General features: G+C 61.3%; 14 protein-coding genes. 7 read left to right on the top strand and 7 right to left on the bottom strand.

Going from position 1 to position 14,389, the window contains the following annotated elements; genetic code table 11:
• Genes ACIQWP_RS03140 through ACIQWP_RS03125 form a run of 4 tightly spaced genes read left to right on the top strand, consistent with a single transcriptional unit; the run spans window position 1 to window position 3,720 of the window.
• Window positions 1-1,005 carry an ABC transporter permease gene (locus tag ACIQWP_RS03140; protein WP_402782184.1) on the top strand — a complete coding sequence of 335 codons (1,005 nt, stop codon included), beginning with the start codon at window positions 1-3 and terminating at the stop codon, window positions 1,003-1,005.
• Complete coding sequence (locus tag ACIQWP_RS03135; protein ID WP_402782181.1) at window positions 1,002-2,015, top strand: ABC transporter permease; 1,014 nt, start codon at window positions 1,002-1,004, stop codon at window positions 2,013-2,015. The genes ACIQWP_RS03140 and ACIQWP_RS03135 overlap by 4 nt, the downstream gene beginning before the upstream one ends.
• Window positions 2,012-2,338, top strand: coding sequence for an L-rhamnose mutarotase (gene rhaM / locus ACIQWP_RS03130; RefSeq protein WP_402782178.1), 327 nt, complete (start codon window positions 2,012-2,014; stop codon window positions 2,336-2,338). Before ACIQWP_RS03135 ends, rhaM begins: the two co-directional genes overlap by 4 nt.
• On the top strand, window positions 2,335-3,720 hold the full coding sequence (locus ACIQWP_RS03125) for an FGGY-family carbohydrate kinase (protein WP_402782175.1): 1,386 nt from the start codon (window positions 2,335-2,337) through the stop codon (window positions 3,718-3,720). The genes rhaM and ACIQWP_RS03125 overlap by 4 nt, the downstream gene beginning before the upstream one ends.
• Window positions 3,721-3,767: 47 nt before the next feature.
• Here ACIQWP_RS03125 and ACIQWP_RS03120 read toward each other — a convergent pair whose 3' ends face one another.
• A complete protein-coding gene (locus ACIQWP_RS03120; protein WP_402782172.1) occupies window positions 3,768-4,595 on the bottom strand; it encodes an aminoglycoside phosphotransferase family protein in 828 nt (275 codons plus the stop codon).
• Window positions 4,596-4,993: 398 nt separating this feature from the next.
• On the opposite strand from ACIQWP_RS03120, the gene ACIQWP_RS03115 reads away from it, so the two are divergent.
• Window positions 4,994-6,100, top strand: coding sequence for a branched-chain amino acid ABC transporter substrate-binding protein (locus ACIQWP_RS03115; protein ID WP_402782169.1), 1,107 nt, complete (start codon window positions 4,994-4,996; stop codon window positions 6,098-6,100).
• Between the two features lie 85 nt (window positions 6,101-6,185).
• On the opposite strand, the gene ACIQWP_RS03110 is transcribed toward ACIQWP_RS03115, so the two are convergent.
• From ACIQWP_RS03110 to ACIQWP_RS03095, 4 genes are all read right to left on the bottom strand, one after another.
• Window positions 6,186-7,010 carry a sugar phosphate isomerase/epimerase family protein gene (locus ACIQWP_RS03110; protein WP_402782166.1) on the bottom strand — a complete coding sequence of 275 codons (825 nt, stop codon included), beginning with the start codon at window positions 7,008-7,010 and terminating at the stop codon, window positions 6,186-6,188.
• A 28-nt stretch (window positions 7,011-7,038) separates the two neighbouring features.
• Complete coding sequence (locus ACIQWP_RS03105) at window positions 7,039-8,214, bottom strand: dihydrodipicolinate synthase family protein (protein WP_402782163.1); 1,176 nt, start codon at window positions 8,212-8,214, stop codon at window positions 7,039-7,041.
• Between the two features lie 12 nt (window positions 8,215-8,226).
• Window positions 8,227-9,384 (bottom strand): Gfo/Idh/MocA family protein, encoded by a 1,158-nt coding sequence (locus ACIQWP_RS03100; RefSeq protein WP_402782160.1) that lies wholly within the window; start codon window positions 9,382-9,384, stop codon window positions 8,227-8,229.
• Between the two features lie 129 nt (window positions 9,385-9,513).
• Window positions 9,514-10,221 carry a TetR/AcrR family transcriptional regulator gene (locus ACIQWP_RS03095; RefSeq protein WP_402782157.1) on the bottom strand — a complete coding sequence of 236 codons (708 nt, stop codon included), beginning with the start codon at window positions 10,219-10,221 and terminating at the stop codon, window positions 9,514-9,516.
• A gap of 290 nt (window positions 10,222-10,511) precedes the next feature.
• On the opposite strand from ACIQWP_RS03095, the gene ACIQWP_RS03090 reads away from it, so the two are divergent.
• Window positions 10,512-11,723, top strand: coding sequence for a TIGR03862 family flavoprotein (locus ACIQWP_RS03090; protein WP_402782154.1), 1,212 nt, complete (start codon window positions 10,512-10,514; stop codon window positions 11,721-11,723).
• A 23-nt stretch (window positions 11,724-11,746) separates the two neighbouring features.
• Here ACIQWP_RS03090 and ACIQWP_RS03085 read toward each other — a convergent pair whose 3' ends face one another.
• Together ACIQWP_RS03085 and ACIQWP_RS03080 are read right to left on the bottom strand one after the other, a co-directional pair.
• Complete coding sequence (locus ACIQWP_RS03085; protein ID WP_402782151.1) at window positions 11,747-12,700, bottom strand: NAD-dependent epimerase/dehydratase family protein; 954 nt, start codon at window positions 12,698-12,700, stop codon at window positions 11,747-11,749.
• A 175-nt stretch (window positions 12,701-12,875) separates the two neighbouring features.
• On the bottom strand, window positions 12,876-13,214 hold the full coding sequence (locus ACIQWP_RS03080; protein WP_402782148.1) for a carboxymuconolactone decarboxylase family protein: 339 nt from the start codon (window positions 13,212-13,214) through the stop codon (window positions 12,876-12,878).
• Between the two features lie 117 nt (window positions 13,215-13,331).
• Here ACIQWP_RS03080 and ACIQWP_RS03075 point away from each other — a divergent pair, with 117 nt between their 5' ends.
• On the top strand, window positions 13,332-14,249 hold the full coding sequence (locus ACIQWP_RS03075; protein ID WP_402782145.1) for a cupin domain-containing protein: 918 nt from the start codon (window positions 13,332-13,334) through the stop codon (window positions 14,247-14,249).
• Window positions 14,250-14,389: the final 140 nt, after the last annotated feature.

Here is a 14,389-nt window from a genome sequence, read left to right as displayed (position 1 = left end):
ATGCCACGCATCCTCAAAAGACGAGAAACGCTGCTCTTCATCATCATCATCGTGATGATCGCGGGCTTTGCGACGCGCGCCGCCGGCTTCGCCGAGCCTGGCAATCTCGCCAATATCTTCAACGACACGTCGATCCTCATCATCCTCGCGCTGGCGCAGATGACCGTCATCCTGACGAAGTCGATCGATCTTTCCGTTGCCGCCAATCTCGCCTTCACCGGCATGGCAGTCGCAATGCTGAACGCCGCCTATCCCGATCTGCCGCTGATCGTCCTTGTCCTGACGGCGATCGTCATGGGCGCGGTGCTCGGCGCTATCAACGGTTATCTCGTCTGGGCGCTGGAAATCCCGCCGATCGTCGTCACCCTCGGCACGCTCACCATCTATCGCGGCATGGCATTCGTGCTGTCGGGCGGCGCCTGGGTCAACGCGCATCAGTTCACGCCGAACTTTCTCAGCGTGCCGCGCACGCCATTGCTTGGCCTGCCGGTTCTCGCCTGGATCGGCATCGCTATCGTCCTGATCATGTATTTCGTGCTGCGCTACACACGGTTCGGCCGCTCGACCTATGCCAGCGGCGGCAATCCCGTGGCTGCGGTCTATGCCGGCGTCGACGTCGGCTGGACGCGCTTCCTCGCCTTTGTTCTATCCGGCGCGCTAGCGGGCCTCTGCGGCTATCTCTGGGTGTCGCGTTATGCGGTCGCCTATGTCGATATCGCCAATGGTTTCGAACTCGATAGCGTGGCTGCCTGCGTCATCGGCGGCATCTCGATTGCCGGCGGCGTCGGCTCGGTGGCCGGCGCGGTACTCGGGGCGCTGTTCCTCGGCGTCATCAAGAACGCCCTCCCCGTCATCGGCATTTCGCCGTTCACGCAGATGGCGATCTCAGGCACCGTCATCATCCTTGCCGTCGTCTTCAACGCCCGGCGCGAGCGCAATCGCGGCCGCATCATCCTCAGGGATCAGGCGGCGAAGGACACAGCCAGCTATGGAGCAAGCGCATGAGCACCGTTTCGCAAACACCGACGGAAAAACGCACCATTCCGGACCGTTTGGGAACGCCGTTCAAGCGTATCCTCGCAAGCTGGGAGACGCTGCTGTTTGGCGTTGCCGTCGCGATCTTCATCTTCAATTCGCTGGCCTCGCCCTATTTCCTAGATCCCTTCAATCTCTCCGATGCCACCTTCAATTTCACCGAAAAGGCGATGATCGCCTTCGCCATGGCGCTGCTGGTCATTTCTGGTGAAATCGATCTTTCGGTCGCCGCCATCATCGCGCTTGCCTCGACTGCCATGGGTGCTGCGGCGCAGGTCGGCGTCGATACGGTCGGTCTTGTCGCCATAGGACTTGGGGTCGGACTGCTCTGCGGCCTGTTCAACGGCTTCCTCGTATCCGGCATGAAGCTGCCGTCCATCGTCGTCACCATCGGCACGATGAGCCTCTTTCGTGGCATCTCCTACATCGTGCTTGGCGATCAGGCTTACGGCAACTATCCGGATAGTTTTGCCTACTTTGGCCAGGGCTATGTCTTCTGGGTCTTCTCCTTCGAATTCGTGCTGTTCATCGTGCTGGCAATCGCCTTTGCGATCCTGCTGCATGCGACGAATTTCGGCCGGCAGGTCTACACCATCGGCAACAATGATTTTGCAGCGCGCTTCTCCGGTATTCCCGTCGAGCGGGTCAAATTCATCCTGTTTCTCCTGACAGGCCTGATGAGCGGCATTGCCGCCGTCTGCCTGACCTCGCGGCTCGGCTCGACGCGCCCATCGATCGCGCTCGGCTGGGAACTCGAAGTTGTTACCATGGTCGTGCTCGGCGGCGTGTCGATCCTCGGCGGTTCAGGCACGATCGGCGGCGTCGTCATCGCCGCCTTCGTCATGGGCCTCGTCACCTTCGGCCTTGGCCTGCTCAACGTTCCGGGCATCGTCATGTCGATCTTCATCGGCCTCCTCCTCATCATCACCATCGCCCTGCCGATCGTCGCCAGGCGCATCAGGACCATGAATTCCAAATGACCGCAGCCCTCGAACGCCACGCCTTCAAGATGAAGCTCAATCCCGGCATGGAGGCGGAATACAAAAGACGCCATGACGAGATCTGGCCGGACTTGGTGGACCTGTTGCATGAGGCCGGCGCCAACGACTATTCCATCCATCTCGACCGCGAGACGAACACGCTTTTCGGCGTGCTGACGCGGCCGAAGGATCACACCATGGCGAGCCTGCCAGACCATCCGGTCATGAAGAAATGGTGGACGCACATGGCCGATATCATGGAGACCAATCCCGACAAATCGCCCATCCAGAGCGATCTCGTCACGGTCTTCCATCTGCCATGAGCAACGGGGCAACCTACCGCCATATCGCCGTGATCGACATCGGTAAGACCAATGCCAAGGTGGTTGTGCTCGATGCTGGCACAGGCAGCGAGATCGCTGTCGTCAAGACGAGCAACAGCGTCCTGAAGACCGAACCCTACCCGCATTACGACATCGAAAGGCTCTGGCATTTCATCATCGAAGCGCTGAAGGGCTTTGCAATCGCGCCCGGCTTCGATGCGATATCGATTACCACGCACGGCGCCTCGGCGGTGCTGCTCGATGCCGGCGGCGATCTCGCGCTGCCGGTTCTCGATTACGAACACATCTATCCGCAGACCGTTCAGGAAGCCTATGGGCAATCGCGCCCGGCTTTTGCCGAGACCTTTTCACCGCAGCTGTCGGGCGGTCTGAATGTCGGCGCACAGATCCACTATCAGCAAAGCACCCTCCCGGCGGCGTTCGCCCGCGTCGCGACGATCTTGACCTATCCGCAATATTGGGCGTTTCGCCTGACTGGCATCGCCGCCAACGAGGTGACGTCGCTCGGCTGCCACACCGATCTCTGGAACCCGACCGCGCAAGGCTACTCGTCTCTGGTCGACACGCTTGGCATCCGCACGCTGATGGCGCCGGTTCGTTCGGCTTTCGACGCACTCGGGCCGGTCTTGCCGCCGCTTGCCGCGGAAATCGGTCTGGCAAGAGCTGTGCCCGTCTATTGCGGCATTCACGATTCCAACGCCTCGCTTCTGCCGCATCTGGTGGAGAACCAGGCCCCCTTTGCCGTAGTCTCGACGGGAACCTGGGTGATCAGCTTCGGCGTTGGTGGCGATCTCAACCATCTCGACCCCGATCGCGACACGCTTGCCAATATCGATGCCTATGGCCGCGCTGTGCCATCAGCCCGTTTCATGGGTGGTCGCGAGTTCGAGATTCTCGTCGCCGAAATCGGCGCTGCATCACCCGACACCGTGGAGGCCGCTCTTGAGGCGGTCATCGAGGAAGGTCTCATGCTGCTGCCCAACGTGACCGAAGGGTCCGGTCCATTTCCGGGCAGGACAATGCGATGGGTCGGCAAGGCAGAGACGGATGCCGCCAAACAGCTCGCTGCCGTCAGCCTCTACCTTGCCATGATGACCGAAGCCTGCCTCGACCTGATCGGCGCCAAGGGGCCGATCTTCGTCGAGGGGCCGTTTGCCCTCAACCGAGCCTATCTCGTGGCACTGGCCGCTGTAACCGGCAAGAGCGTCATTGCCTTGCCGGGGTCGACCGGAACAAGCCAAGGCGCAGCCCTGCTGACGGGAATTCGGCCACCGTCCGCCGGGGAAAACGCACCCATCCGCGCGGATTTGCCGGGATTGCGACACTATCGGCAAGCCTGGCACAGTGCTTTGAGCGGTTAGATTGGTCAGCCTTTGGGAGATCACCAAGCCGCTCCGTCTGTTCACCCTCACGCAACTCCGACCCCGCCGAGCTCCGCCGCCGCGATCTCCGCCACCTGAATTGCGGCCGCGACGTGCTCGTCGACACCGTCCTCGATCAACCACGCGGCCGAGAGGCCCGCCCAGGCAACGATCCACTGCAACAGCCGCCAGCGGCTCAGCTGGGCCGCCTCCGCAACAATATCGACCTGACGCACAAGGCGGCCAGGGGATGTGGCGACGGCATGGTCCGGGTTGCAGAACAAATTGGCGTAGTCGAAGCCGCGTTCGCCAAGCAGGCCCTTCGGGTCGATCACGAGCCAACCCCGTTCTGCGAAGTCCAGAATATTGCCGTGATGAATATCGCCGTGCAGAGGCACGACATCGCGGGGTTCCGACAGCAATTTGCGAGCCATGGCTGCGGACAGTACAAAAGTGCCGCCTTCGCAGTGAGCCATAGCTTCGAGCGAACGAAACCGATGAGTTAGGGGAACCAATTGCGGCAAGGCGCCCCCACGAGCGGCATGAAGCTGAGCAACGGCCTTGCAGATGATGCCGCTTGCTTCGTCATCCCGGCCATTCCTCGCCATCTCGGCAAGGGAGCGGCTGCCTGTCGCCCGTTCGAGCAGGATGGCGTCATCCTTATGCTCGAGAACGCGCGCGGCCCCGTCGCCATTCCACCAAACCATGAGTTCGGCGCCCCCTTTTTCCTCGGGCGAGACCGCGATCTTCAGCATGGCTGGCGCGCCATCACGGCGCACGGGAAAAAGCCGGCTGGAATGCGTCACGATCGGAGCACCATCGGGGATTAGCCGCCAGAGGTCAAAATAGGCTTTCGAATCGTCGTCCTCATTCACGCGACATTCATCTCCTTGACATGGATCACGCCATGGGAGGCGCCACGGCTTATGTGGGTCAGTTGCATGGAAACGTCCACTTTTCGGTCCACCTCGCCTTACCGCCGTATTACCAGGCCTTGGCGGCGGGCACACAACAACCATCCCTCGACAAAATTTTCAAAAAATCGTCAAAATTGTCTTCGCGACGGTTATTTTCTTGCGGAATCGTCGCAATATTCCTACAGAAAATACCCTCATGAGCGCTTTCGAGATCAAAAAATGTCCGAAGGCGATCATCGGCTTCGATATCAGCTCTGTCTTCTTGAAAAGAACGCCTCACGGCAGTTTGCGCGTCGAGACAGGTGATTGCGGGCGGGTTCAAAGGGCGCTGCCGCGCCTATCCAAGGAGAGCTAAAATGAGTCTGAAGACATTGACGGCCGCGACCTTCGTCGCTTCGCTGGCCTTCGCACCTCTCGCGCATGCGGACATCACTATCGGCCTCATCGCGCCGCTGACCGGCCCGGTCGCAGCCTATGGCGAGCAGGTCAAGAACGGCGCGCAGACCGCCATCGACGAAATCAACAAGAGCGGCGGCGTTCTCGGCCAGAAGCTCGTTCTGAAGCTCGGCGACGACGCCGGCGATCCGAAGCAGGGCGTATCCGTCGCCAACGGCTTTGTCGGCGACAGCATCCGCTTCGTCGTCGGCCCGGTAACCTCGGGCGTGGCCATTCCGGTTTCCGACGCGCTTGCCGAAAACGGCATCCTGATGGTCACGCCGACCGCAACGGCGCCGGACCTGACCAATCGCGGCTTGACCAACATCTTCCGTACCTGCGGCCGCGATGACCAGCAGGCAGTCGTTGCCGGCGAATATGTGGTGAAGAACTTCAAGGACAAGAAGATCGCCATCCTCAACGACAAGGGCGCCTACGGCAAGGGCCTGGCGGACGCCTTCAAGGCGGCCGTCAACAAGGGTGGCATCACCGAGGTCGTCAACGACTCGCTGACCCCGGGCGAAAAGGACTACAGCGCTCTGACGGCAAAGCTGAAGCAGGCCGGCGTCGAAGTCATCTACTTCGGCGGCTACCACCCGGAAGCGGGCCTGCTTGCCCGTCAGCTGCACGACATCTCCGTCAAGGCGCAGATCATCGGCGGCGATGGTCTTTCCAACACTGAATACTGGGCAATCGCCAACGATTCGGCTGCCGGCACGCTCTTCACCAACGCATCCGACGCCCTGAAGAACCCGGATTCGCAGAGCGCCGTTGCCGCTCTCAAGGCACGCAACATCCCGGCTGAAGCCTTCACGCTGAATGCTTACGCTGCCGTGCAGGTACTGAAGGCCGGCATCGAGAAGGCCGGCAAGGCAGATGACGCCGAAGCTGTTGCTACCGTGCTGAAGAAGGGCGAACCGATCGACACCGCGATCGGCAAGGTCACCTACGGCGAAACCGGCGACCTGACCTCGCAGAGCTTCTCGCTCTACAAGTGGGAAGGCGGCAAGATCGTTTCGGCCGAATAAGCCGTTACGTCATCGCTTTGAAAAAGAGCCGGGCCACTTGTTGGCCCGGTTTTTTATTGGGGGATGCTGCCAGAAGTGCCGCGGCTCAGCAAACGCCGCGGAAACGCTCGATGCAGGTGGAGAGAACCTCCTCGCCCGGCCGCTTCCACCAATTATCCTGCGAGAAGATCTCCACTTCCTGCAGGCCGAAGAAGCCCGCCTTCTCGATCTCGGCGCGGATGCCCTTCAAGTCGATAACACCATCCCCCATCATGCCTCGGTCGAGCAGCAGGTCCGTGGTCGGCACGAGCCAGTCGCATATATGATGCGCCAGGATGCGGCCGCCGGCACCGGCGCGCGCGATCTGCTCATAGAGCTTCGGGTCCCACCAGACATGGTAGACATCGACAGCGACACCGATGCCGTCGCCGAGCAGATCGCAGATGTCGAGCGCCTGCTCCAGCGTGTTCACGCAGGCGCGATCGCCGGCATACATCGGGTGCAGGGGCTCGATCGCCAGCGGAATTCCCGCACTTCGGGCGTGCGGCAGGATCGCGGCAATGCCGTCGGCCACCATCTCGCGGGCATGGGCGATATCCTTCGACCCCACAGGCAAGCCGCCGACGACGAGCACGAGGCAATCGGCATTCAGCGCCGCCGCTTCATCGATCGCGCGCTTGTTGTCGTCGATCGCCGCCGCCCGGCCCTCGGCGTCCGCAGCGGGAAACATGCCGCCGCGGCAAAGCCCGGTTACTTTCAGCTCATTGTCGGCAACGATGCGCGCGGCTTCCGAAAGCCCGATCTTGTGCACCTGATCGCGCCAGGGAGCGATCGCGACGATATCCTGCTTCAGACAGGCTTCGACCGCCTGGCGCATGTCATATTGGTGGCGCACCGTCGCCAGATTGATGGACAGACCTTCTACTGCCATTGCGCTGATCCTCCCCCGATCATGTTTGCTAGTCGATGCCAACAGTGGCAAGGATCGACCTCATCCGATAGGCCGCCAGATCCGGATCACGCAGCACGCGCGCTGCATCCGCCAGCCGGAACAGCTCGGAAAGGTGCTGGATCGAGCGGGCGCTCTGCTGGCCGCCGAGCATCTGGAAATGGTCCTGGAAGCCGTTGAGATAGGCGAGGAAGACGACGCCGGTCTTGTAGAAGCGCGTCGGCGCCTTGAAGATATGGCGCGATAGCGGCACGGTCGGCTCAAGGATCGCGTGGAAGGCGTCGAGGTCGTTCTGAGCAAGCTTTGCAAGCGCCGCGCTTGCAGCCGGCGCGACAGCATCGAAGATGCCGAGCAAGGCGTGCGAGTAGCCCTGCTCATCCCCGGCGATCAGTTCGGCATAGTTGAAATCATCACCTGTATACATCTTGACCGACGGATCGAGCCGCCGGCGCATGACGATTTCCTTTTCCGCCGAGAGCAGCGAAATCTTCACGCCATCGACCTTGGCCGCATTCTGGTTGATGATTGCGGTCGCGGTCTCCATGGCCTGCATGTCATCGGCCGATCCCCAATAGCCTGCCAGGGCGGGATCGAACATCGAGCCGAGCCAGTGAATGATGACAGGCTCTTTGACCTGACCGAGGATGCGGTCGTAGACACGGATATAGTCGTCAGAGCTCTTCGCGGCTGCGGCGAGCGCCCGGCTTGCCATCAGAATAATGCGGCCGCCCTGCCCTTCCACATAGGCGATCTGTTCCTCGTAGGCGCGGATCACGTCATCGATCGTCACATCGGGACCGGGCTGGAGGTGATCGGTTCCGGCGCCATAGGCGATCACGGCATCCGGCCGGCCGCGCGCCGCCGACTGCGCATGCGCAATCAGTTCCTTTGCGCCGGTCCAGTCCAGCCCCATGCCGCGTTGCGCGGTATCCATCGCCTCGGCCACGCCAAGGCCGAGACCCCAGAGATACTCGCGAAAAGCGATGGTGCGTTCCCAGTCGATGTTGCGGTCGAGCCAGGGATCGTTGTCCGCCAGCGCGTCGACGACGACATGCGCGGCCGCATAGGCCACACGATTGAAGTGATGACCGCCCGCCGGCTTCACAGGCGCGATCAGCGGCTCGTTGGCGGGAGTGAAGGTGGCGATAGAGCCATCTGCCATCGGCATGCGAAGGCTTTTCGTCATGAGCGCGGCCTCCTAGCGGGCCGAGAGGGAGGGTACGTCGACCCAGCGACGCTCCGCCCAGCTCTTTTGCGCAAGCTCAGCCAGCTGCACGCCCTTGGCGCCCTCGCGAAGCGTGAACTTCCACGGCGCGTCCTCGGCCACATGGCACAGGAACTGCTCCCATTGCGCCTTGAAGCCATTGTCGAAGGCCTGCGTGTCCGGCACCTCTTCCCAGGTGTCGAAGAAATTGATCGGCTGCGGCTGATCCGGGTTCCAGACCGGCTTCGGCGTGTTGACCCGATGCTGCGTCCAGCAGCGCATCAGGCCGCAAACGGCTGATCCATGCGTGCCGTCGACCTGGAAGGTGACGAGATCGTCGCGACGGACACGTACCGCCCAGGACGAATTGATATGGGCGATGATACCGCCTTCGAGCTCAAAGGTGGCATAGGCCGCATCGTCGGCATCGGCGGCATAGGTGTTGCCGTTCTCGTCGACGCGGCTTGGAATATGGGTGGCGCCGAGGCAGCTCACCGACTTCACCTCGCCGAACAGGTTGTCGAGCACATAGCGCCAGTGCGGCAGCATATCGAGGATCATGCCGCCGCCATCGGCCTTGCGGTAGTTCCACGACGGACGCTGCGCCTTGACGCCCCAATCGCCTTCGAACACCCAGTAGCCAAACTCGCCGCGCACCGAGAGGATCTTGCCGAAGAAGCCGCTGTCGCGCAGCATGGCGATCTTGCGCAGGCCCGGCAGGAAGAGCTTATCCTGCACGACGCCGTTCTTGACGCCGCGCCGCTCGGCAGAGGCTGCCACCGACAGCGCTTCCTCGAGCGTCTCGGAAATCGGCTTTTCGCAATAGACATGCTTGCCGGCGGCGATCGCCTTTTCGAGAAGCTCGACACGCATCTGCGTCGAACCGGCATCGAAGAAGATCGTATTGCTGGGATCGGCAAGAGCCGCATCGAGATCGGTCGTCGTCTTGGAAAGACCGTGCTTGCGGGCAATCGCCTCGATCTTTTCGGCATTGCGGCCGACGAGCACCGGCTCCGGCATCAGCCGGTCGCCGTTCGAAAGCAGAACACCGCCTTCCTCGCGAATTCCCAGGATGGAGCGCACCAGATGCTGGTTGTAGCCCATGCGGCCGGTAATGCCGTGCATGATAATGCCGATCGGCTTCGTTGCCATGAGTTCTTCCTCCCGTAAATAACTATATAGTTACATAACTGACACGGCGAAGCCATGCTGTCAACGGCCATCGTCAATGGCCGCTGCGGCAGTCATCCATCGTTGCTGAGTTCGTCTTCTCGGGGCGTTCTAGGGGCGCAGATAGGCGAAGATAACCTCGACGATATGCTCGCCCCAGGCGTCGATTTCGACTTTTTCCGAGAGGTTGCGACGGAAGATCGTCGAGAGCGTCCAGCGGTTCGTCAGGAAGAAGGAGCCGAGCGCTGCAATGCTCATGTAGATCTTGACGGGGTCGCAGTCTTTCCGGAAGACGCCCGCGGCAGCACCACGGCCGAGCAGGCCGGAGATCTCGGACACGAGTGGCGAATGCAGCTCGAAAATGCGCGCCGAACGCTTCAGGAAGCGCGCCTTGTGCATGTTTTCCGTGCTGAGAATCCCCAGGAACTCCGGGTGATCCAGGAAATACTGCCAGGTGAAGACGACCAGTTCGCGCATGCCGTCCGCAGGCGAGCGATGCGACAGGTCGAGCCGCGCCTCCGCCGAACGGATGGCAATGTAGCTGCCTTCCAGAACGGCGACATAGAGCGCATCCTTGCCGCCGAAATAGTGGTAGAGCATCCGCTTGTTGATCTTGGCGCGCTCGGCGATGGCATCGACGCGGGCGCCACCATAGCCGCGCTCGGCAAATTCCTTGGTCGCGGCAGCCAAAATTGCCTTGCTGGTGCGTTCCGCATCCCTGAGACGTGGCCGTTCCGAAGCTGTGCGCGAGGAGGTTTGCTCTGCATTCGCGAGGTCTGCACTCTTTGCGCTGCGCTTTGCGGTCTTGACTTCCGACATCATGGCTCCCGGCGGCATTTCATGGGGGCTTACGCGGCCCATCCTCACGCCGATAAGTAACTGATCATCGCACAGGTTGACAGCCCCTGGCGAATCGAAGGCCATAGTAACCATATGGTTATATCGATTTAAATGTTGATATGCCGGCAGATGCTGACCGGAAACGTGGGATTGCCGCTACCATTTCGCCATCTGAGTAGGGGCACCGATTGAGCCGGAAGACGGTAACGAGCTTGCGTTCGGACCCGATCCGGTCCTAGACAGCAATAGGCAAGCGGCAACGGGTGAGCATGACCGAAAAGCAAATCGCAATCATAGGCGGCGGCCCTGCCGGGTTGATGGCGGCGGAGACGCTATCCGCGCTCGGCCATCGCGTCATCGTCTATGACAGCATGCCGACGGTTGCGCGCAAGTTTCTGCTCGCCGGCAAATCCGGCCTCAATATCACGCATTCGGAAGATTACAGTCTCTTTGCCGACCGCTTCGGCACAGCTTCTGCCCGATTGCACGCAGCGCTTGACGACTTCCGGCCCGATGACGTCAGAGCCTGGGCAGAGGGCCTGGGGACGGAAACCTTCGTCGGCTCTTCCGGCCGCGTCTTCCCGAAGGTCATGAAGGCATCGCCGCTGCTGCGCGCCTGGCTGGCGCGGCTGGAGGCGCTGGGCGTCAGCATGATGACGCGGCATCGCTGGTGCGGTTTCGACGACGGCGGCCTGGCATTCGAAACGCCAAAGGGGCGCCAGATCATCCGTCACGATGTCGTTCTGCTTGCGCTTGGCGGTGCGAGCTATGCCCGGCTGGGCTCGGACGCAACATGGGTAGACTGGCTTCGCGATCAGGGGATCGACATAGCCGCGTTCCAGCCGGCCAATTGCGGCTTTGATGTCACCTGGAGTGCCCCGTTCAGCGAACGCTTTGCCGGCGAGCCCCTCAAGGCGGTGACGGCGACCTCAGCAGCAGGAACGTTCCCGGGCGAATTCGTCATTTCGAAAACGGGGATCGAGGGTAGCCTCGTCTATGCGCACGCGGCTTCGCTGCGCGACCGATTGACCAAAAGGGGCGAGGCTTCGCTCATCGTCGATCTGGCGCCCGGTCGCAGCGAGGAACGCCTGGCGCACGACTTGGCGCGACAAGACCCCAAAGCCAGCTTCTCCAACCGCCTGCGCAAAGGCGCCGGCATCGAGGGCGTCAAGGCGGGACTTTTGCGCGAGCTTGCAGACCCCGTCGTTCTCTCGCATCCGGAGCACCTTGCGCGCTTGACCAAGGCCCTGCCGATTCCGTTGCTGAGACCGAGGCCCATTGCCGAGGCCATCTCGTCTGCCGGCGGCATTCGTTGGGATGAGCTCGACGAGGGATATATGCTGAAGAAGCTCCCCGGCATGTTCACCGCCGGCGAGATGATCGATTGGGAAGCGCCGACCGGCGGCTATCTTCTGACGGCCTGCCTTGCGACCGGGCGCGCGGCTGCAAAGGGCATGGATGCCTGGCTTAGGGATCGTTGATCCGCGCCTGAACGCCTGATCTTTCAGCCGATCCGGCCCTTCTCCATCAACCAGGCGACCGATTCCTGAACGGCCTGCAGCGACGTATAGCGCGGTCGGTAGCCAAGCAGCCGCTCGGCCTTGGCGATCGAGCAATTCGGGCTTCTGACGATGTGTTCCCAGGTCGCCTGCGCGTCTTCCGTAGACTGGTTTTCGGCCCATCTCTCATAGGGCAGGAATTCCAGCTTCGGCTCATGCCCGAACCAGCGGGACATCGCTTCGGCATAGCCCCTCAGCGTCAGTGCGCCGGACGAAACCGCATGGAAAGCCTCTCCCGTCGAAGCCCGCCAATTGGCGATCGCGCCCATGAAGATTTGCGCGACGTCATCGGCATGGACGTGGTGAACGGTTTCCAGGCCAAAATTCGGCAGGGCAAGGGTTTCGCCGCGCGCCAAAGTCGAAAAGGCAGACAGATTGAAATGCCCGGCTGGATTAAGCGGCGCCCAACCCGGGCCGACAATATGGCCGGGGTGGATCAGGGTTGCGGGAAATCCTCTGCGGCGCGCCTCCTCCAGCAGATGCGCCTCAATCGCTGCTTTCTGGATGCCATAGTCGCCGAACGGCTGCTTCGGCGCCTCCTCCGGGGTCGGAACGACGGTGGAAAAGCCATGCGTCCAGATCGTGCCCGTATGCAGGAAATGTCCGACATGGTCGGTGAGGGCCTCGGTCAACTGCCTTGCGCTATCGAGCGTAAAGCAGATCATGTCGACGACGATATCCGGCTTCAATGCACGGATGGCCGGCCCGAAACTGCCATCCGTCTCCATAGCGGCGCGGTCCATCACCAGCATCTCCGCCTCATTCCAGGCCTTGTTTGGCGAATAGGGCCTGGCCTGGCCACGGCTGATCGCCACGACCTGATGCCCTGCCTCCACCAGTCGAGGCACCAGATAGGTGCCGACATGCCCCGTCGCACCGATAACCACCGTGCGTGTCATACTGTCCTCCCAAGGATCGAGATCGGATCGGCGGGCGCCGATATTCAAGACGTGATCTGTCCCATGAGAATAGGAGAGCACGCGGCTTTGTCATCCCTTCGATGAAGCAAATGCATGTTCGTCACCATCTTTGCGTGCTTGCAGAAGACGGTGACGAAGAGGTCAGGCGATCAGATCAGTTCGCAATGGCATCGGCGGCGTCAAAGACGCGGGCCGAATAGACAAGTGCAGCCCCTGCATTCACGGAGATGGCAACGCCGAACGCCTCGGCAATCTCTTCCTTCGTGGCGCCATGCTTCATCGCTTCCGTCGTGTGAACGACGATACAGCCATCGCAACGCAGCGACACCGCAACGGCGAGGGCGATCAGTTCGCGCTGCTTGGCATCGAGGTGATTGGTCTTCTGGCCAGCTGTCGACAGCGCCTGATAGCCCTTCACCGTGTCGGGGGCGACCTTGGCGATCTCACCGATACGGCCGAAAAGCTGGCTGCGATATTCCTTCCAATTCAACATCATATTCTCCTTCGCGCGTTGGCCCTGGCGTTGTTGCCTCGGCTGTTGACAGAAAGATGCTCCTGAACGACGATACTTTGAATGCTCTGAAGTCTTGAATTATAGCGCAATCGTCTCATGGATATCCTCAGCCATCTTGTCGACCTGTCCCGCCTGCGCCCGTCGCTCGATCTTCGCTGCCAGCTGACGGGCGAGTTTGCCATCGAGCATGAGCCCCTCGAAAGAGGCGCGATCCCTTTCCATCTGATCCTTGGGGGAGATTGCCTTGTGCGGACGCCTGAAGGTGCCGATATCCGCATGCGGTCGGGCGACTTTCTGCTGTTTCCCCGTGGCAGCGGCCACACGATCATCGGCTCGCGCGGCGGTACAGGCGGCGCCCCAAAGTTGCTGACGGAAAGCCGTGTTTTACCGCTTCGCGTCAATGGCGAGGGCAAACCGGACGTCGACTTGCTATGCGGTCATTTCGCTTACGCAGCGAGTTCATCGACACTGCTTCTCGATGGATTGCCCGATGTCTTCCATGTCTCGCTCATCCAGTCGCAATCCGAAGATGCGTTGAGAGTGCTGATGGGCCTTCTCTCGCAGGAAACCAGCAGCGAACGCCAAGGCTGCCTCACGATCATGACCGCATTGTGCCTCGCCCTCTTCACCATGGCATTGCGCTCCTACGGAAGCGTAGCTCTTGCGAACTCCCCTGGTCTCGTGTCGCTGCTGGCTGACCACCGCCTTGCCCGATCAGTCACGGCGATGGTGCGCACGCCCGCGCGCCCGTGGACCCTCGAAGAACTATCCGAATTGTCAGCCATGTCCCGCGCGACTTACGCCCGCCGGTTCAGGGAAGCAGCCGGCATGACGCCGGGGGCGTTCCTGACGGAACTTCGCATGAGCCTCGCCAGCAATCTCCTGCTGCATAGCCAGCGCAGCACGGCGGATGTCGCAATCGAAGTCGGCTATCGATCGGAAGCAGCTTTCGGAAAGGCATTCAAGGTCACCAAGGGCCAGCCACCTGGACGCTTCAGGCAGCAGGCAACATGATGAGATCAATCACGCAACGATCGTAGAGCCGCACATCATGGATGTCGGAATAGCATTTTAACCGGCCTTTGCCGGGTGCCGGGAAGATTGCCAACGGCAACTGGATGATCCCTAACGGGTTTATTTCCGTGCGATTTGCC

This window comes from Rhizobium sp. NPDC090279 (assembly GCF_044769665.1).
In the GTDB taxonomy this organism is placed as follows: domain Bacteria; phylum Pseudomonadota; class Alphaproteobacteria; order Rhizobiales; family Rhizobiaceae; genus Rhizobium.
The sequence above is the reverse complement of the archived record's forward strand: the minus strand, read 5'-3'. Positions and strand labels throughout refer to the sequence as shown.

Coding starts and splice junctions, on each gene's coding strand:
- ACIQWP_RS03140 (WP_402782184.1), top strand. CDS start 1: ATGCCACGCATCCTCAAAAGACGAGAAACGCTGCTCTTCATCATCATC.
- ACIQWP_RS03135 (WP_402782181.1), top strand. CDS start 1,002: ATGAGCACCGTTTCGCAAACACCGACGGAAAAACGCACCATTCCGGAC.
- rhaM (WP_402782178.1), top strand. CDS start 2,012: ATGACCGCAGCCCTCGAACGCCACGCCTTCAAGATGAAGCTCAATCCC.
- ACIQWP_RS03125 (WP_402782175.1), top strand. CDS start 2,335: ATGAGCAACGGGGCAACCTACCGCCATATCGCCGTGATCGACATCGGT.
- ACIQWP_RS03115 (WP_402782169.1), top strand. CDS start 4,994: ATGAGTCTGAAGACATTGACGGCCGCGACCTTCGTCGCTTCGCTGGCC.
- ACIQWP_RS03110 (WP_402782166.1), bottom strand. CDS start 7,010: ATGGCAGTAGAAGGTCTGTCCATCAATCTGGCGACGGTGCGCCACCAA.
- ACIQWP_RS03105 (WP_402782163.1), bottom strand. CDS start 8,214: ATGACGAAAAGCCTTCGCATGCCGATGGCAGATGGCTCTATCGCCACC.
- ACIQWP_RS03100 (WP_402782160.1), bottom strand. CDS start 9,384: ATGGCAACGAAGCCGATCGGCATTATCATGCACGGCATTACCGGCCGC.
- ACIQWP_RS03095 (WP_402782157.1), bottom strand. CDS start 10,221: ATGTCGGAAGTCAAGACCGCAAAGCGCAGCGCAAAGAGTGCAGACCTC.
- ACIQWP_RS03090 (WP_402782154.1), top strand. CDS start 10,512: ATGACCGAAAAGCAAATCGCAATCATAGGCGGCGGCCCTGCCGGGTTG.
- ACIQWP_RS03085 (WP_402782151.1), bottom strand. CDS start 12,700: ATGACACGCACGGTGGTTATCGGTGCGACGGGGCATGTCGGCACCTAT.
- ACIQWP_RS03080 (WP_402782148.1), bottom strand. CDS start 13,214: ATGTTGAATTGGAAGGAATATCGCAGCCAGCTTTTCGGCCGTATCGGT.
- ACIQWP_RS03075 (WP_402782145.1), top strand. CDS start 13,332: ATGGATATCCTCAGCCATCTTGTCGACCTGTCCCGCCTGCGCCCGTCG.